The following is a 17,247-nucleotide window of genomic DNA, read 5'->3' on the forward strand; positions in this document are numbered from 1 at the left end:
AACCCGTGTGGCCTAAAGGGGGATGTCGCCTAGATCAAGACTGTGTTGCGGATCAGCATCCATTTGTCTGCGAACCCTAAGAAGTAGCTCCTTTTTGTCTCGAACAAACTCGTCGTCAGGCCTCACGAACAGCAGATGGCTTGCCTGTCCTATCAGCCGCGCCACGCATTGATCCAACCGTTCACCTATGCGCTGAGCGTGGCCTCTAGGCCCATATCTTTCGAAGTAAAATACTTCCTGACGAAATCTTCGCCTTATGGGTCTGGCTACCGCTAACTTCTGGTTCACAACGATGCCGGTTACCTTCTGACGATTGTGGCGGTATAAAACTTGGCTCTTCCCCTTATTAATCTTGTGCCCGTAACCGATAGCCAACTCAGATACGAACCAAAGAATCTCATGAAAGTTGACATCCGCGCCTAATTTTCCAGATATAGTGATATCGTCCGAATACCTCGTATACCTAAAAGTTCGTTCTCTACAAAATTCGAATAGTTTATGATCAAATTCGAATAGTACGATGTTGCTTATCGCCCCGCTTGTCGGAGAGCCCTGACAGAGGTGCCCTTGAGATACACACAGCTTGGACAGAAATATTGACAGCTCTTTCGTATATCCAGCCGAGTAGAAAACATCGACCACGGCGCTCTCTTTTATTCTGTCAAAAAAACTTTCTAAATCTAATTTGAATACAAAGTCCTGGCCAATATGGAACCGCGCATTTTGTTTTAAATTTGAGTGCTTTCTATATGATTTTACAAAAGCGCTGACGCTTACGTTATCCAAAATATTGGCCAAGAGCCAACGCTGTACCGCCTTTAGAAGAGGCAGGGGTTCCTGTATAAACCTCTTTCCACCGTTCCGCTTCGGAATAGAGAACCCTCTGTAGAAGCGTCTGGGCTCGTTTGATACCGCAAATAGATATTGAGGATCGACTCCCACAATTTGACAGAGATGAACGGGCGAATAAATAATCGGTAGCTGTCGGTCAGAGAGCAGTGCATCATATTTCGACAAAGCGACCTTCTGAGCTTCGGTCAGACCGTCGAAAATTACATTGATGTTTCGCGAAGGAAGCTCAAAGTATGGCAAGGTGGGGAGCCCGCGGCGTTACCATTATCGTTATTGCGAAGCAATATTTGCGACGAAGGAGCATTGGCACACCGAGAGGTGAGCTCCTGTGAGCCGAAGGTGTGCCAACGGCTTGATGTCACGTTCAATCTTGCACGTCGACTCGACGTACCGACGGATGAGCTTTGGGCTCATACGCCACCACTAACGCGCTTTGCCACTTGTTGAGCAAGCGAGCTCCCAATTCGATACTGGCAGTTTGCCTCAGTTTCCGCAAGCAACCAACGTTGGTCTATATCTATCAAAGGAACCTTTCCGCCGGCATATCTGCGCAACGCTCTCGCACCAAGCGATGTAAGCGTCAGCTTGCCGCCGACAGAGCGAAAGTAAGATTGCGCTATCATATCCTGAGTCAGCGTCATAATCCCCGTTGCCGAATGGAGCAATTCTGACGGCAGCCCCTGCCTTAGGGCAACGGATCGAAGCAGCAGAAACTGCTCCCTTGAGATTTTTAACGGGGAAAAGGTGCGGGCCAATTTCGGTTCTTTCCTCTATGCCAAAATATTGGAAGAGTATTGTTTGGAGTCCTCTTCATGGAAATCAGGGCCTCGCTGCCTCGCCAGCCTCGCTTCTGGGTCGGCGATACCGTTAGTTGCGACTCAAGCGCGTCATATCGCGCATAGAACAGACTAATGTCCTTTCCAGCGTCTCGAAGATAGCCATCGATAGCCTTACGTTTCAATACCTCGTGAACGACAACCATACCCTGGGCTTCGATCGCAGTCTTTCCTGCTTCCATAACCGCAATTGCTATCGCACCGGTTATTTTCGTAGCCTTCTGCAAAGATGTCATTCGATCAACCATTTCAAGAAATTGCTCCCCTGTCCCGATAAAATCGTCGACCGCATATTTGGGCAAATTTGCTTTGAGGAGGTCTTTCGAATCTGGGGCATCGTAAAATTCGAAACGGCCGTCAAAATCTGGGCTAGAAAGAGACTTCAGTTCGTAGAATACATGGTCTCCGCTCTTAATTCGTTCGTCATCGAAGGGCGCCAAAGGGAAAAGCGCAATCTTCTCGGGATGGAGTTGAGATACTCTTGAGAGAAGGTTAAATAGATAACCGCGATACTGGTTAATAATGTCGTAGTACGCGACTAAATCAAAAACTAAATCTCTGTCTGGTGGATCAATAGCGGAAAATAGTTCGACCAGACGATCAAAATTACTTTTGCTGGGGCGAAAGAACTTTTCAGGATTCGACAGTCCGTTTGCTTCTAGGATCTCCTTCAAACGGAGCAGCTCATCGATACTCAAACTCATTCCCCCTCAATCCCGGCTGGAGAGAATAGCTGGCGGTGAGTTTGATCGCAAGGCAAGACGCTACCGGTGACTGCGCCCAAACTGTGGTGTGCTTCTGGCAATCTTAAGCGCAAGTTCTTGAATAAAAGACGTTCCTCACAGTATCCTCTCTCTAGCCTGGGAAGACATCGCATGCGCACCACATCAGACACCGCCGCCTCTGTCGGCCTCGCCATCGGCGGCGCCTTCGGCCTCGCCGGCACTTTCGTTGCCAGCGCTCCGCTGCGCGAAACGCTCTGGACGATCGACGGCGCGGCGCTGGTGGTCGCCACCGCGCTGCTCACCATGAAATACCAGCGGCTGGGCAATGACTGCGTCGCCGCGGGCTTCCTGACCTTCCTGGCCGGCGAGACGCTGCTGCTGGCCGGCAATGCGGCGGGGTTGGAGGCCAGCGTGCCCTCCTATGTCGGCGGCATCACGCTGTGGGCGGCGGCACTGGTCATGGTCAGCGCGCCGAAGACTTTTGCGCTGTGGATGCGGCTCACCGCGCTCGTGGCCGCCGTGCTGTTTGTCGTCTCGGCTGGCATGATCCTGTGGGGCGCGCCCTTGCTGCCGACCTCGGCGCCCCTGCCCGCCGCCGGTTATCCGTTCCTGGTGCTGACTTTTGTCGGCTGGATCTGGACGCTGGTGAGGGGCGAGCGGTAGCGCTGAACGCTGCCGTCGATATCCGCGACGGAAGACGAGCGTCGGCGCTGCCCCTCATTGCCCTGCCGGGCATTTCTCCCCGTAAACGGGGCGAAAGAAGCTGGCCGCGTCGCCGCGCCCCTTCTGCAAGGTTGGCGATTGGCGAAACCGGCGATGACGGCGCCCTTCGCCCCATTTACGGGGAGTTGAGGAGTGGTCCGCGCAGCGGACGAAAAGCCAACTGCTTGGCTTTTCGAACGACGAAGTGGCGGCAGCCAGATGAGGGGCAGCGCTGACTTCCGCGATGGTCCGCCCCGAGGCATGTCCGCGCCCGTATTGACATCAGGTGGACCCCAGCGTCATTTGGCGCCGGGCATTGGGGAACCGTCCGTGAAAAAAATCTATGCAAAGCCAACGCTGAACAGGCGCGAGAAGCTTTCGGCCGTGACGGCAATGCCCTGTCCGATATCTGGCTGCCCACGCTAGAGCGTTGCGGGCTTCCAGCCGATCGGTTCTCCCACGATTACAGCAGCGTTTGTACGAAACCGTACCAACGGCCCGGCTTGGTTGATCGTGCTCGCACCGCCAGCTACACCAATCGGGCGGCGGACCTCTTATCAGGTCGCCAGTGGCCGGCGCGGGACTCAGGCAATTGTCTTCACCGGCATGCGCGCCGGCCACTTCCCTGCCGCTGCATGCGCCCGGTCATCTCACCGCGAACAATCCAGTTGACCAGGCCGCTGTCGACATGCGCCCTGCCCGTGCGTTCGCGCAGCAGGGCCTTGCAGTGGTCCGCCCATTGCGCCTCGGGGATGAGGTGTTCGGCAATGGATGTCTGGAACGCCCTTCGCAACGCATGGAAAGTGAGTGGCGGCCCGGTGGGGTCTTCCATTTGCATTGCTCCCGGAGGGGCGGGAGCACGCTGACACTCTCAAGCACCAGCGCCCATTGAGTGGCCAGCGACAGCGCAACCATGCGCCCTGCGGCGGCAGCGGTCCACCGACTGGGACCGCACGCTTTGCCTCGTACATGAAATGTTGGGGGCTGGGGCGCTGACTCGGCCTTGCCTTCCCCCCTTGTGGGGGAAGGTGGATCGGCGCGCAGCGCCGAGACGGATGAGGGGTGCTCCAGCTTGGCGATACCGTCAAACGTCACGGAACCAAAGCCGTAAACACCAACGCCTCACTCCGTCACGCACCCCTCATCCGTCTTGCCGCTTCGCGGCAATCCACCTTCTCCCACAAGGGGAGAAGGGAAGAACAGCGCTCGGCCTCACCCCTCAATCCACACCTTCTCAAAATGCTGTTCCAGCGCCTGGTGCTGCTCGCAGCCTTCCACCCCCTTGCGATAGGTCCGGTACACCGAGCGCCAGTAGGGTTGGATGATGATGCCGGAATCGCGCAGATTCTTCTCGATGCCGGCCATGATCTCCTTGCGCGCCTTGGCGTCGGGGGTGGCGAGCGCCTTGTTGAGGAGGTCGTCGAACTCCTTGCTGGCGTAGGCACTTTCGTTCCAGGCAGCGCCCGATTTGTAGGCCAGCGCCAGCACCTGGACGCCGAGCGGGCGGCCGAGCCATTCGGTGCACGAGAAGGGATATTTGCTCCAGTCGTTCCAGAAGGTGGCGGCGGGCAGCACGGTGCGCTTGATCTTGAGGCCGGCCTCGCGCATCTGCGCTGCAATCGCGTCGCCGGTGCTCTTTTGCCATTCGACGTCGACCGAGATCAGCTCATATTCATGGTCCGCCTTGCTGGAGGCCGCGAGCAATTTCTTCGCCTCCTCCATGTCGCGCTTGGCCGGGCCGATATCGGCATATTCGGGGTGCATGGGGCCGACATGGTGGTTGTCGGCGGGTTTGCCGCGGCCGTCGAGGCCGAGCTGCAGCACGGCGGCATTGTCGACGGCGAGCTGGGCGGCGCGGCGCAGCTTGACGTCGTCATAGGGCGCGTTGCCGATGTTGAAGCGGGCGACGATGGTGGAGCCGGTGGCGATCTCGGAATTCTTCAGCCCCATCTTGTCGGTCTGCGAGACGGCGTCGGTGGCGGTTTCGTGGTCGGTGTCGATCTCGCCCGATTCGAAGGCCGACAGCATAGCGTTGGGGTCGGAGCCGTAGTCGATCCACTGGATGCCATCGAGCCAGAATTGCCCCTTCCACCAGGGCTTGTCCTTGCGCTTCACCTCGGCCCCCGTCTCGGCGTCCCATTTCACCAGTTCGCAGGGGCCGGTGGTGATGGCGAGCGCCTTCATCGGATCGCCGCCACCGTCATAGGAGCGGTGCATGATCAAAGCGGGATAGTCGGCCATGCCGGCGATCAGCGAAATGTCGGGCTTGGGCAGATTGAGCTTGATGGTGAAGTCGTCGACCTTCTCGATGCCGCCATCGACGACCTTCTTGGTGTCGGCATTGACCAGAGCGCCCATGCGCGCGGCGACCGAATTGCCGGCGACGCCGGCCTCGCACCAGCGGGTGAGGTTGTGGACGACATCGTCGGCGTTGAAGGCATCGCCATTCGACCAGGAAATGCCCTTGCGGACATGCAGCGTCAGGGTCTTGGCGTCGTCGCTCATCTCCCATTTTTCCAGAAGCCAGGGCTCGAAGGAAAAATCGGTGTTCCAGCGTACCAGATATTCGTTGCAGTGGCGGGCGACGTTGGACATTTCGACGCCGTCGAAAGTGCGTGGGTCCTTGAAACCCTTGACGTTCATGGCGACGCGCAAGGTGCCGCCCTTCTTGGGTTCGGCGGCGCGGACCGGGGTCGCGGTCAAGCCGCCCAGCGCCAGCGCGCCGGCGGCGCTGACGCCGAGGCCGGCCATGAGAGCAAAATATTCGCGGCGATTGATGCCGCCCTTTTTGAAATCGTTAGCGACGGGCTTGGCCCGCGGGTGCAGTTTGCGGTCGGTCAGCATGAATTTCATCGTCGTTCCCCTGATTGTTGGTGCATGCCGCCCAAAAGTGCCTAGCGGTTTTGGGAAATCGGCATGCACAGAAAGAATTCGTCCCGACGAATCGCCAACGCGGGGGCGGCTGCGACCGCCGGGACGCCTTTGCCTGAGGGGCTGATGATAGAGGGGGGTGAGTTTGGGGAGTGTTCTGGAATCCGCAGGAGTTGTGCGGCGCTCCGCATAGAGGGAGGGCGGCCTCCTCCCTTCGTCATCCACGGGCGGAGCAGCCGCGTAGCGGCGTCGCGGAGACCCGAGGATCCATGCCGCGACCTTGCCGACGGATGCAGCGGTGCAGAATTCTGGGCCGTGGCGACAGCTTCAGAGTCCCGGCATGGATCCCTTGGGCTGCGGAGCAGCTCCAGGGGTCTGCGCCGCTGCGCTCCTTGCTCCGCCCGTGGATGACGAGGTCGAGGGGTGGCGCCCCCAAACAAAAAACCCGGCGCGAGGCCGGGTTTTTCGAGCAATCCATCAAGGCCGAGCCTCAGCTCACCTGAACCTTCCCCGCGGCCTGGTCTTCGGCGATCTTCTGCTGGAACATCTGCGCGAAATCGATCGGGTCGAGCATCAGCGGCGGGAAGCCGCCATTGCGGGTGGCTTCGGCGATGATCTGGCGGGCGAAGGGGAACAAAAGGCGCGGGCATTCGATGAACAGGATCGGCAGCATGTGCTCCTGCGGGAAGCCCGAAATGGCGAAGACGCCGCCATAGACCAGCTCGACGTTGAACAGCACTTCCTGGTCGAAGGAGGCCTTGGCGTTCAGCGTCAGATTGACGTCGAACTGCTTGTCGGAAAGCGGGTTGGCGTTGACATTGACGTTGATGGCGATGCCGGGAGCCTTGTCGCGGCCGCGCAGCGAGTTCGGCGCGCCGGGGCTTTCGAAGGACAGGTCCTTCACATACTGGGCGAGCACGTTGAGCGACGGCTGCGCCGCCGTGTTGCCGTTTCCGTTGGCCGCGCCGGCTGGCGCGTCATCATTGCTGGCCATGAGCCTAAATCCTTTTCCCCTGGGCAGCCTTGCTGACCGAATTGAAATCGGGCGTTGGCTAGCATGGCCAACAGGACAAGACAAGGTTTGCCGCCTTGCGGCCGGAAGGGGATTGGCTTGAGGCTGGTGTGGCTTCGACTTGGCGTTTGAGAAATCGTTTTGAGGCCAGCGCCGCCCCTCACCTGCCTGCCGGCATCCTCTCCCCGTAAACGGGGCGAGGGGCGCTGTTCTCGCCGATTTCGCCAATTGTCAACGTTGCAAGGATGGCGCCGGCGTCGCGGCCAGCTTCTTTCGCCCCGTTTACGGGGAGAAATGCCCGGCAGGGCAATGAGGGGCAGCGCTAACGTTCGGGAACAGGTTGCAACCGGGACCTAATCATCCTTCAGCCGCCGCCACGGCGAATTGTGGTCCGGGCCGCGCTTGAAATCGTCCTCGCGCGAATAGTCGCCGTCGTCGAGGTCGATGACCTTGTCGCGCTGGCGGCCGCGAAAACCGCCGGCCGAGAAATCGGTGGCGACGACGATGCGGCCCTTGAACCGGCGCCAGGCGAGATCGCGCACCGGCGGCAGGAACAGCAGCAGGCCGATAATGTCGGTGATGAAGCCGGGGATGATCAGCAGGATCGCCGCGACCACGATCATGGCGCCGTGGGCAAGATGGCGGCTGGGATCATGGCCGGCGTCCATCTCGGCGCGCACCCGCGCCATGACGCCGAAACCCTGGTGCCTGAGCAAAAGCACACCGGCAATGCTCGACGCCAGCACCAGGCCGACCGTCGCCAGCGCGCCGACCTCGCGGCCGACGATGACGAAACCGGCGATTTCCAGCAGCGGCAGGGCGAGAAGAAAAAAGGGAAGCAGCGAAATGCGCAAGTCTTGACCGATCGTTTGGATGTTTTGCCCGTCGGCGGCCAATCGCCGCTGGCACTGAGGCTGTTAGATAGGTATGCCTGCCATTGATTTGAATGATTGCACCTTGCGTTCTATATGCTTTGAATGTTGAACGCTATGCGACCGCGGCCCGTTGGGCCGGATGGTCCGGCCTCGAGGCAGGGATTGATTGGCGGAAGATATGGGATTCTTCGACTTCGGCACGATTTTCTTCCTAGTCGCGGCGGTGGTGATCTTCTTCCAGCTGCGCAACGTGCTGGGCCGTCGGACCGGTAGCGAGCGGCCGCCCTTCGATCCCTACACGGCGCCGCGCACCGACAAGGACGCCACGCAGAAGCCCGAGAATGTCGTTTCGCTGCCGCGCAAGCGGCTGCCGGGCGAGCCGGCGCCGGCCGACGCCTATACGGCGATCGACGCTTTCGCCAAGCCGGACACCGATCTCAACAAGGGCCTGCGCGCGATCAAGGACAATGATCCGTCCTTCGATCCGAAGGGTTTCGTCGACGGCGCCAAGATGGCCTATGAAATGATCGTCATGGCCTATGCCGACGGCGACCGCAAAACGCTGAAGAACCTTTTGTCGCGCGAGGTTTTCGACGGTTTTGTCGCCGCCATCGGCGAGCGCGAGGCCAAGGCGGAAAAGATCCAGTCCTCCTTCGTCGGCATCGACAAGGCCGATATCGTCTCGGCCGAGATGAAGGGCGGCGAGGCGCATGTCACACTGCGCATCATCAGCGAGCTGATTTCGGCGACCCGCGACAAGGCCGGCGAGGTCATCGAAGGCGATCCGGAAACCGTGGCCGAGGTCAAGGATGTCTGGACCTTCGCCCGCGACACGCGCTCGCGCGATCCGAACTGGAAGCTCGTCGCCACCGAAGAAGAAGACTGAGCCCAGACAAAGGCGGGCTCCGGTGTCGCTATCGCCTCTCTTTTCGGCAAAGTCTTTCGATGATCTCCCCGGCTGGGGCGACGACGACCATCTGCCAGCCTTCGAAGCCTTTCGCCGTTCCGCCTTCCATGTGCCGGTAAAGTCCTATCGCAGCGGCGCGCTTGGCGTCGATTTTGGCGCCTTCGCGGGGGCCTACGACCAGGCGCGCACCACCTCGCCGGTGAACCGCTCCGAAGCCCGCGCCTTCTTCGAGCGCCATTTTGTCCCCATGCTGGTCCGCGCCGAGACCGGCGCCGGCCTCGTCACCGGCTTCTACGAGCCGCAGGTCGAGGCGTCGCCGGTGCGGACAGAGCGTTTTGCCGTGCCGCTTTTGTCGCGGCCGGCCGATCTCATCGATGTCGACGACGCCAGCCGGCCGCAAGGGATGGATTCTTATCTTGCCTTTGCGCGCCGAACCTCCAATGGACTGGCCGAGTATTTCGAGCGTGGCGCGATCGAGCGTGGCGCGCTGGCCGGGCAGGGACTGGAGATCGCCTGGCTGGCCGACAAGGTCGACGCCTTCTTCATCCATGTGCAAGGGGCGGCACGGCTCGCCATGACCGATGGCCGGCTTTGCCGCGTCACCTACGCCGCCAAATCCGGCCAGCGTTTCACCGGGCCGGGCAAAATCCTGAGCGAGCTGGGGGAAATCCCGCTCGCCGAAGTGACGATGCAGTCGATCCGCGCCTGGTTCAAGGCGCATCCCGGGCGCGTCGACGAGATCCTGTGGCAGAACCGCTCCTACATCTTCTTCCGCGAGGCTGATGTCGACGACGCGACCCTTGGTCCGATCGCCGCCGCCAAGGTGCCGCTGACGCCGGGCCGCTCGGTCGCTGTCGACCGGCTGCTGCACACATTCGGCACGCCTTTCCATATCGACGCACCGACGCTGACCGCTTTCGACAAAAGACCGTTCCGGCGGCTGATGATCGCGCAGGATACCGGCTCGGCCATCACCGGACCGGCGCGCGGAGATCTCTTCGCCGGGTCGGGCGATGCCGCCGGCGAAATCGCCGGCGTGGTGCGCAATGCGGCGGATTTCTATGCGCTGGTGCCGCGCGCGCTGGCCGGGGCCGCCAGATGAGCAAGCGCCCGGACAGGCTCAGCGAAGACGACCGGGTGCTGTGGAACCTGGTGGCGCGCACGGCCAAGCCGCTCAAGGGCAGAACCTCGGTTGATATCCCCGACTTGGCCATCGACGCCAAGCCGACGACGACGCAGGCGGCGCAGCCCGCCGCCAATGCGCCGGGCGCGGCAAAGCCGAAAGCCCAGCATGTCACGCACCGGCTCGACGAACCGACGCTGGACAAATTGTCGAAAGGCCGGCTGCCGATCGAAGGCCGCGTCGACCTGCATGGGATGACGCAGGACGAGGCCTATTCGCTGCTGTTCTCGTTCCTGCACCGGGCGCATGCCGGCGGCATCCGCTATGTCCTGGTTATCACCGGCAAGGGGTCGTCCTCCGGCGGCGATGGCGTGCTGCGGCGCGCGGTGCCGGCCTGGCTGTCGACGCCGGCATTCCGGCCGCTGGTCTCCAGCCACGACCATGCCGCCCGCAACCATGGCGGCTCGGGCGCGCTCTATATCAGGCTGCGGCGGGTGCGCGCATGAGGGCAGGGAGGCCAAGCGCATGACGCCGTTCGGCGAGCGGCTGCGGGCGCTGCGCGCCGAGCGCGGCGTCAGCCAGAAGGACATGGCGGCGGCGATCGGTGTCAGCGCCGCCTATCTCTCGGCGCTCGAGCATGGCAGGCGCGGCGCGCCGACCTGGACGCTGATCCAGAAGATCATCGGCTATTTCAACATCATCTGGGACGATGCCGAGGAATTGGCGCGGCTGGCCGAAGCCTCGCATCCACGCGTAAAACTCGATACGTCGGGCCTCAACCCCGCCGCCACGGAGCTCGCCAATCTTCTGGCCGAGAACATCGAAAAGCTTGACGAGGTGGAACTGCGCCGCATCACCGCATCGATCCGCGCAGCGCTGGGCCGGCTGAAATAACGGATTTTGCGACGGCCGCGTGTCCGCTGATCGCAAGACAGTGCCCGCCGGCGAAGCGCCAGCGGGCAGCTGTGACGAGATCAATACTTGCCGGTAGGCCCGCCATTGGGGTTGTAGCCGGAGGGGCAGCGGGCGACTTCGCCAAGCCTCGGGCCGGATGGCCATCCGGCCCGAGGCTCAGTCGCTTCCATCGCACAAAAATCATCTCGTGCAGATACAAGGGGCGGCGCTAACTTCCGCCGTTTGCTGAAGAGGACGTCGGTGAGACCGCGAACGCGCGCCGGTCCCTTATTCCACCGACCCCACCAGAACCTGCTGGCCGCCGCGGATCGAAACCCAGCGGCCGGTGTTGTCGATCGCCTGCCGCTTGAGGAAGCGGTAGCCGGTCTGGTCCCAGGCCCTGACCCCGTCGGTCAGATTGTCGAGCACGTAGTCGCCCTTGTCGGTGCGCACCGTCAGCACGGAATGGCCTTCGCCGTCGGGCTTGCGCACCACGGTGATGAGAAGGTCGGCAAGCGAGATGCCCATGTGGGACAGCCGGCGGCGCTTTTCCAGCACATAGTCCTCGCAATCGCCGACGCCCTTGTCGGGATAGGCCCAGACCTCGTCCTTGCCGTAGATGTCCATGTCGCTCATCGGCTTGACGGCGGCGTTGACCCTGGCGGTAACGCTGGCGAGCTTGCTCATCAGCCCATCGGACATCCTGGCCGGTGCCAGATTGCCCGGACGGATCGAGCATTCGCCGGGGTGCAGCTTGCAGAAATCATAGTGGCCGATCGGCTGCGAGGTGATGCCCCCGGTCGCCATCGCTCCGGCAGCCATTGCCGGTGCCATCCAGGCTCCCGTGGCTGCCAGACCGGCCGCAGCCGCGCACAAGCGCAGCCTTCTCGCCATTGTTGAGGAATTCATTGTCCCCGCTCACCCTGTTGTTAACGAAACGTTAAGGGCGATTGACAGTCCGTGTCAATTACGACGACGGCCTGATTGGAAGCATGGTTACCCGCGGGGAGGGACAGCGTCTATTGTGCAACAGAATCGGCCCGAAGGCCGATTTTACCGGGGAACTACTTACCGCTTGGCGGTGCGGACCAGCCTCGGCTTCACCGCGACGCGGTTCTGGCGACCATAGCTGGTGATGAAGTCGACGATGCGCGGCACGATCTCGGAACGGAAGCGCGAGCCGTTGAAGACGCCGTAATGGCCGACCGCCGGCTGCATATAGTGCGCGTGCCTGTCGGCGGGGATGTTGGGGCACAGATCGTGCGCCGCCTTGGTCTGGCCAAGGCCTGAAATGTCGTCGTTCTCGCCCTCGACGGTGAACAGAGCGACGTTGCGAATAATTGAGGGATCGATCTTCGTGCCGCGATGCGTCATCTCGCCCTTCGGCAAGGCCTGACGGACAAAGACGGTGTCGACGGTCTGCAGGTAGAACTCCGCCGTCAGGTCCATGACCGCCAGATATTCGTCATAGAAGTCGCGGTGCTTCTCGGCATTGTCGCCATCATGCTTCACAAGGTGCATGAAGAAGTCCTTGTGGGCGGCGATGTGGCGGTCGAGATTCATGCTCATGAAGCCGGACAGCTGCAGGAAGCCGGGATAGACCTCGCGGCCGAAGCCCGGCTCCGGCCAGGGCGCGCGCATGATGACATTGTCGCGGAACCAGTCGATGCCCTTTTCCTGCGCCAACAGGTTGACCGCGGTCGGGTTGCGGCGGGTGTCGATCGGGCCGCCCATCAGGGTCATCGTCGACGGCACGAAGGGGTCGCCCTTGGTTTCCATCAGCGCCACAGCCGCCAAAACCGGCACGGAAGGCTGGCACACGGCCATCACATGGGTGTCGGGCCCGAGCGCGTGGAACATGTCGATGATGTAGTCGATATAGTCGTCGAGATCGAAGCTGCCGTCGGCCAGCGGCACCATGCGGGCATCGGCCCAGTCGGTGATGTGGACATCGGCATAGGGCAGCATGGCTTCCACCGTGCCGCGCAGCAGCGTCGGATAGTGGCCCGACATCGGCGCCACGATCAGAAGCTTCGGATCCGGCCGGCGGCCGGCGGGCACAGCGCGTTCGAAGCGGACGAGATTGCAGAACGGCTTCGACCAGACGGTCTTTTCGGTGACCGCGACGCTCTTCCAGTCGACGACGGTCTTGTCGAGGCCGAAGGTGGGCTTGCCGTAGCGGCGCGTGGTGCGTTCGAACAGTTCGGCGCCCGCCGCGATCGAACGGCCCCAGGGCGTGTGCGAGATCGGATTGAGCGGGTTGGAATAGAACATCCGCACCGCATCGGCGTAGAGGCGCGCAGGCTGCAAGGCGGCGTGGTTCATTTCGTAGAGCTGGTAGAACATCAAGAACCCCGCTGCTGCCTCGACCGAAGGGACGACGAGCAGCGCCGAGCCTCAAATGTCTCGCGGTGAGGTTAACAACTAATTGCTGCGACGCAATACGTCACGTTGCGTGACCAATGGTTCTTTCGTCCAAGCCGTTGCAAATCCGCCTGGAATGGCCGAGCCGGCTCAATGTGCAGTGCCGAAATGTGTACGAAATGTGTCCGGCCCTGTTGCCGGACACAGAAGTAGGCTCAGACGCGCGCGACGCAGACAGCGGTCTGGCCGGAGCTGACAAAGCCAAGCTGTCCGGCGGCACCCTTCGACAGGTCGAGCATGCGACCCCTGATGAACGGGCCACGATCGTTGATGCGCACGATGACGCTGCGGCCGTTATGCTGGTTGGTGACCCGCAATTTGGTGCCGAAAGGCAGAGTGCGGTGGGCGGCGGTCATCGCCAAAGGGTTCATGCGCTCGCCCGATGCGGTCTTCGAGTGCAGCGCGTACCAGGAAGCGCGGCCACACTGGCCGGCGGCGGCGGTTGCCGAGGTAGCAGAGGCGCCGACCATCAGGCCAGCAGCGATCGTTACCGCGACAAGCGCGGTCTGGTTTAGGTTCTTCATCTTTAGGGGGTGGCTCCGTTTTTGACAGACCCCAGCCGTTAGGTGTGGAATAAGGCAGGAAATGCGGCAGTGATCTGGCAGTTCCGTGGCAAGAGCACACGTTTGGAGTCGCCGGGTAACAGTCTGTCAGGGATTTTCCAGCGATATCTGATCAATTCTCGATGATCTTCTGCACGATATTGCAGATCGCTTTGACAAGATATCCGATTAATATCCAAGTAGAATCCGGCATGATTGGGTCCCTTCCTTTGGATCTTTCATCACGCTCACAGCACCGCAACGATCGACTTGGAAAGCGAGATCCGTCAATGAGACTGACCAAAAATCTTTTGGCCTTGATTGTGTTGGCCCTCGGGGCGCTGTGGTCGCTGCAAGGCATCGGCGTGATCGGCGGCAGCTTCATGACTGGCCAGTCGCAATGGCTCTATATTGGTCTGGTCGCGATGCTGGTTGGGCTGGCCGGGCTGGTGTGGGCGAACCGGTAGGGCTTCGAAGGTCGACCCACTCCGTCGAGCTTCGCTCGACACCTCTCCCCCGATCGACGGGGGAGAGGAAAGGCGCGAGCTTATGCCGGCTGGCTCCCTTCCTCTCCCTCCGGAGGGGGGAGAGGTGGCGCTGCGAAGCAGCGACGGAGTGGGGGAAGGCGGTCCTCAAATGCACCGCTGCAAGACAGCCACAACCCGGCGAGCAAGAAAACCGTCACCCATGCTACCGGTCGATTCTGTTACCTATCTATCCGGTTCAGACAGAATGCCTTGCCCCCGGCAGCCCTAACCGAACAGTCGGTCCAGGATTGTGCCTTCAAGCCGGGCAAGCTCGGCGGAGCCGCGCCGGCGTGGCCGGGCCACGGGTACCCCCAGGTCGAGCGCGATCCGGCCTTCGCTGATCACCACGACCCGGTCGGCGAGCGCAACCGCTTCGGCGACGTCATGGGTGACCAGCACGGCGGTGAATTTCTGGGCGAGCCAGATGCGCTCCAGCAATTGCTGCATCTCGATGCGGGTCAGGGCGTCGAGCGCGCCGAGCGGCTCGTCGAGCGCCAGGATCTGCGGCTGGCCGACCAATGCGCGGGCCAGCGCGACGCGCTGCTTCTGGCCGCCGGACAGCACCGAGGGCCATTCATCGGCGCGATCGGCAAGGCCGACCTCGCCCAGAATGTCGAGCGCACGTTGCCTTGCATCCGCGCCGGCAGCGATGCCGGTCAGCCCGACCTCGACATTTTTCACCACGCTGGCCCAGGGCAGCAGGCGCGGCTCCTGGAACATGAAGCGTGTGCGGCTGTGGCCTTCTTCCTCGGCGCCGAGCGTCAGCGATCCCGATGTCGGCCGGTCGAGCCCGGCCAGCAACCGCAGAAGCGTGCTCTTGCCGCAGCCGCTCTTGCCGATGACGGCGACGAACTGCCCGGCCGGCACGTCAAGGTCGATGCCGTCGAGCACGGCCTTGTCGCCGAAGCGTTTTTCCACGCCCTTGAAGGCGAAGGCGCGACGGCCTTCGACCGATATCCCAGGGCGCGGCGGCGCGGTGACGAAGGAACGGACGGTGGTCAGGCTGGCGGCTGGCATCGAAAACTCATCCGTTCTGGAAGGCGGGATGCCAGCCGAGCGACAGCCGCTCGAGCAGGCGGGCGAGGCTGTCGGCAAGCTTGCCGAGCAGCGCGTAGATCAGGATCGACAGCACGACGACATCGATCAGCAGGAATTCGCGCGCCTGCATGGCCATGTAGCCGAGGCCGGAGCTGGCCGAGATGGTTTCGGCGACGATCAGCGTCAGCCACATGATGCCCAAGGCGTAGCGCAGGCCGACGAAGATCGCCGGCAGCGCGCCGGGCAGAATGACGCGGAAGAACAGCGCGCGCCGGTCCATGCCGTAGACGCGGCCCATCTCGACCAGTTGCGGATCGACGCTCTGGATGCCGAGCAGCGTGTTGACGTAGATCGGGAAGAACACGCCAAGCGCCACCAGGAACAGTTTTGCCTCCTCGTCGATGCCGAACCAGAGGATGACGAGCGGGATCAGCGCCAGGTGCGGAATGTTGCGGATCATCTGCAGCGTGGTGTCGGTCAGGCCGCGGCTGAGCCGCGACAGCCCGTTGGCGAGGCCGAGCGCGAAGCCGATCGAACCGCCGACGGCGAAGCCGGCAAGCGCGCGCGCCGTGGACACGCCGATGTTGCGGATCAGTTCACCCGACAGCGTCAGCCGCCAGAAGGCCTCGGCAACCGCACTTGGCGCCGGCAGCACGTTGGCCGGCATGACGCCCGCGCGGCTGGCAATCTCCCAGCCGGCGATGACCAGCACCGGCAGCACCCAGCCGATGGCGTTGGCATGGAGGCGCGCGGAAAAGCTCATGACGAGGCCTGCAGGCGGGCACCACCATGGAAACCGACCGCGAATTCGTTGGCGATGTTCTCATGCGCCCGCTGCCGACTGGTGCCGAGCCCTAGCTTCGGGAACAACAGCTCGGCAACGCGGTAAGCTTCCTCGAGATGCGGGTAGCCGGAGCCGATGATGGTGTCGATGCCGATCGCCTGGTATTCGCGGATGCGCTCGGTGATCTGCTCCGGCGTGCCGACCAGTGCGGTGCCGGCGCCGCCGCGCACCAGGCCGACGCCGGCCCACAGATTGGGCGAGACGACGAGCTTGTCGCGGCGGCCGCCATGCAGTTCAGCCATGCGGCGCTGGCCGACCGAATCCATCTGGTTGAGGAAGCGCGCCTGGGCATTTTCGATCTGGGCGTCGGTGACATGGCTGATCAACCGGTCGGCGGCGCGCCAGGCTTCGTCCTCGGTTTCGCGCACGATGAAATGCAGCCGGATGCCGAAACGCAGTTTTCGGCCGCGCAGCGCCGCCTTCTTACGCGCTGAGGCGAGCTTCTCGGCGACCTGGGCCGGCGGTTCGCCCCAGGTCAGGTACATGTCGACGAGGTCGGCGGCGAGATCCTGCCCAGCGTCGGACGAGCCGCCGAAATAGAGCGGCGGCCGCTCCTGGTTTGGCAAAAGGTCGAGGCGGCCATTCTCGACGCGATAGTATTTGCCGTCGAAGTTGACGCGCTCGCCAGACACCAGGGCCCGCCAGATGGTGAGGAATTCATGCGCCTGCGCGTAGCGCTCGTCATGCGGCAGGAAGACGCCGTCGCCGGCGAGCTCGGTCGGATTGCCGCCGACCACGACATTGAGCAGCAGGCGGCCATCGCTCAGCCGGTCGAGTGCGGCGGTCTGGCGCGCGGCGAAAGTCGGCAGCGTCACGCCGGGCCGCAGCGCCACCAGGAATTTGAGTTTTTCGGTCAACGTCGCGAGGCCCGTCGCGGTGATCCAGGAATCCTCGCAATTCTGTCCGGTTGGCAGCAACACGCCGGGAAAACCGAGCCGGTCGACCGCCTGGGCGATCTCCTTGAAATAGCCGAACTCGGGCGGCCGCTGCTGCTGTTCGGAACCGAGATAGGAACCGTCGCCATGCGTCGGGATGAACCAGAAGAAATCAAGCGGGCTGGCTGGGGCGGTCATGT

18 protein-coding genes are annotated in these 17,247 nt (G+C 62.1%); 6 read left to right on the top strand and 12 right to left on the bottom strand.

The window, feature by feature from the left end; translation table 11 throughout:
* Positions 1 to 12: 12 nt before the first annotated feature.
* Together AC1D05_RS31875 and AC1D05_RS31880 are read right to left on the bottom strand one after the other, a co-directional pair.
* The gene (locus AC1D05_RS31875; RefSeq protein ID WP_477446417.1) at positions 13 to 1,092 is read right to left on the bottom strand and encodes a reverse transcriptase family protein; all 1,080 of its coding nucleotides are present in this window, start codon (positions 1,090 to 1,092) and stop codon (positions 13 to 15) included.
* 490 nt (positions 1,093 to 1,582) lie between these two features.
* Complete coding sequence (locus AC1D05_RS31880; protein ID WP_477446419.1) at positions 1,583 to 2,392, bottom strand: phosphoribosyltransferase-like protein; 810 nt, start codon at positions 2,390 to 2,392, stop codon at positions 1,583 to 1,585.
* Positions 2,393 to 2,563: 171 nt separating this feature from the next.
* Here AC1D05_RS31880 and AC1D05_RS31885 point away from each other — a divergent pair, with 171 nt between their 5' ends.
* Positions 2,564 to 3,076, top strand: coding sequence for a hypothetical protein (locus AC1D05_RS31885; RefSeq protein WP_477446421.1), 513 nt, complete (start codon positions 2,564 to 2,566; stop codon positions 3,074 to 3,076).
* 637 nt (positions 3,077 to 3,713) lie between these two features.
* On the opposite strand, the gene AC1D05_RS31890 is transcribed toward AC1D05_RS31885, so the two are convergent.
* The 4 genes from AC1D05_RS31890 to AC1D05_RS31905 all read right to left on the bottom strand — a co-directional run bounded on the left by AC1D05_RS31890 (position 3,714) and on the right by AC1D05_RS31905 (position 7,852).
* Positions 3,714 to 3,947, bottom strand: a complete 234-nt coding sequence (locus tag AC1D05_RS31890; protein ID WP_477446423.1) for a hypothetical protein — start codon at positions 3,945 to 3,947, stop codon at positions 3,714 to 3,716.
* A gap of 380 nt (positions 3,948 to 4,327) precedes the next feature.
* On the bottom strand, positions 4,328 to 5,968 hold the full coding sequence (locus tag AC1D05_RS31895; protein WP_477446425.1) for an ABC transporter substrate-binding protein: 1,641 nt from the start codon (positions 5,966 to 5,968) through the stop codon (positions 4,328 to 4,330).
* A 508-nt stretch (positions 5,969 to 6,476) separates the two neighbouring features.
* Complete coding sequence (secB, locus tag AC1D05_RS31900; protein ID WP_477446427.1) at positions 6,477 to 6,980, bottom strand: protein-export chaperone SecB; 504 nt, start codon at positions 6,978 to 6,980, stop codon at positions 6,477 to 6,479.
* A gap of 371 nt (positions 6,981 to 7,351) precedes the next feature.
* Complete coding sequence (locus AC1D05_RS31905) at positions 7,352 to 7,852, bottom strand: FxsA family protein (RefSeq protein WP_477446429.1); 501 nt, start codon at positions 7,850 to 7,852, stop codon at positions 7,352 to 7,354.
* Between the two features lie 199 nt (positions 7,853 to 8,051).
* Here AC1D05_RS31905 and AC1D05_RS31910 point away from each other — a divergent pair, with 199 nt between their 5' ends.
* From AC1D05_RS31910 to AC1D05_RS31925, 4 genes are read left to right on the top strand one after another with little or no spacing between them, the layout of a single operon-like run.
* Positions 8,052 to 8,759: a Tim44/TimA family putative adaptor protein gene (locus AC1D05_RS31910; RefSeq protein ID WP_477446431.1), complete on the top strand. Its 708-nt coding sequence runs from the start codon at positions 8,052 to 8,054 to the stop codon at positions 8,757 to 8,759.
* Between the two features lie 22 nt (positions 8,760 to 8,781).
* Positions 8,782 to 9,882 (top strand): murein transglycosylase A, encoded by a 1,101-nt coding sequence (mltA, locus tag AC1D05_RS31915; RefSeq protein ID WP_477446433.1) that lies wholly within the window; start codon positions 8,782 to 8,784, stop codon positions 9,880 to 9,882.
* Positions 9,879 to 10,409, top strand: coding sequence for a Smr/MutS family protein (locus tag AC1D05_RS31920; RefSeq protein WP_477446435.1), 531 nt, complete (start codon positions 9,879 to 9,881; stop codon positions 10,407 to 10,409). Before mltA ends, AC1D05_RS31920 begins: the two co-directional genes overlap by 4 nt.
* Positions 10,410 to 10,428: 19 nt before the next feature.
* Complete coding sequence (locus AC1D05_RS31925) at positions 10,429 to 10,797, top strand: helix-turn-helix domain-containing protein (RefSeq protein WP_477446436.1); 369 nt, start codon at positions 10,429 to 10,431, stop codon at positions 10,795 to 10,797.
* A gap of 288 nt (positions 10,798 to 11,085) precedes the next feature.
* On the opposite strand, the gene AC1D05_RS31930 is transcribed toward AC1D05_RS31925, so the two are convergent.
* From AC1D05_RS31930 to AC1D05_RS31940, 3 genes are all read right to left on the bottom strand, one after another.
* A complete protein-coding gene (locus AC1D05_RS31930) occupies positions 11,086 to 11,706 on the bottom strand; it encodes a transglutaminase-like cysteine peptidase (RefSeq protein ID WP_477446438.1) in 621 nt (206 codons plus the stop codon).
* Between the two features lie 159 nt (positions 11,707 to 11,865).
* Positions 11,866 to 13,143 carry a polyhydroxyalkanoate depolymerase gene (locus tag AC1D05_RS31935; RefSeq protein ID WP_477446440.1) on the bottom strand — a complete coding sequence of 426 codons (1,278 nt, stop codon included), beginning with the start codon at positions 13,141 to 13,143 and terminating at the stop codon, positions 11,866 to 11,868.
* A 233-nt stretch (positions 13,144 to 13,376) separates the two neighbouring features.
* Positions 13,377 to 13,745 carry a septal ring lytic transglycosylase RlpA family protein gene (locus AC1D05_RS31940; RefSeq protein ID WP_477446442.1) on the bottom strand — a complete coding sequence of 123 codons (369 nt, stop codon included), beginning with the start codon at positions 13,743 to 13,745 and terminating at the stop codon, positions 13,377 to 13,379.
* A gap of 308 nt (positions 13,746 to 14,053) precedes the next feature.
* On the opposite strand from AC1D05_RS31940, the gene AC1D05_RS31945 reads away from it, so the two are divergent.
* Positions 14,054 to 14,230, top strand: coding sequence for a hypothetical protein (locus tag AC1D05_RS31945; protein WP_477446444.1), 177 nt, complete (start codon positions 14,054 to 14,056; stop codon positions 14,228 to 14,230).
* Between the two features lie 285 nt (positions 14,231 to 14,515).
* On the opposite strand, the gene AC1D05_RS31950 is transcribed toward AC1D05_RS31945, so the two are convergent.
* The 3 genes from AC1D05_RS31950 to ssuD are packed head-to-tail and all read right to left on the bottom strand — an operon-like array spanning position 14,516 to position 17,245.
* Complete coding sequence (locus AC1D05_RS31950; protein WP_477446446.1) at positions 14,516 to 15,307, bottom strand: ATP-binding cassette domain-containing protein; 792 nt, start codon at positions 15,305 to 15,307, stop codon at positions 14,516 to 14,518.
* Between the two features lie 7 nt (positions 15,308 to 15,314).
* Complete coding sequence (locus tag AC1D05_RS31955) at positions 15,315 to 16,091, bottom strand: ABC transporter permease subunit (RefSeq protein WP_475436973.1); 777 nt, start codon at positions 16,089 to 16,091, stop codon at positions 15,315 to 15,317.
* Positions 16,088 to 17,245 (bottom strand): FMNH2-dependent alkanesulfonate monooxygenase, encoded by a 1,158-nt coding sequence (gene ssuD, locus AC1D05_RS31960; RefSeq protein ID WP_477446448.1) that lies wholly within the window; start codon positions 17,243 to 17,245, stop codon positions 16,088 to 16,090. Before ssuD ends, AC1D05_RS31955 begins: the two co-directional genes overlap by 4 nt.
* Positions 17,246 to 17,247: the final 2 nt, after the last annotated feature.

This window comes from Mesorhizobium sp. P2_E9 (assembly GCF_056403815.1).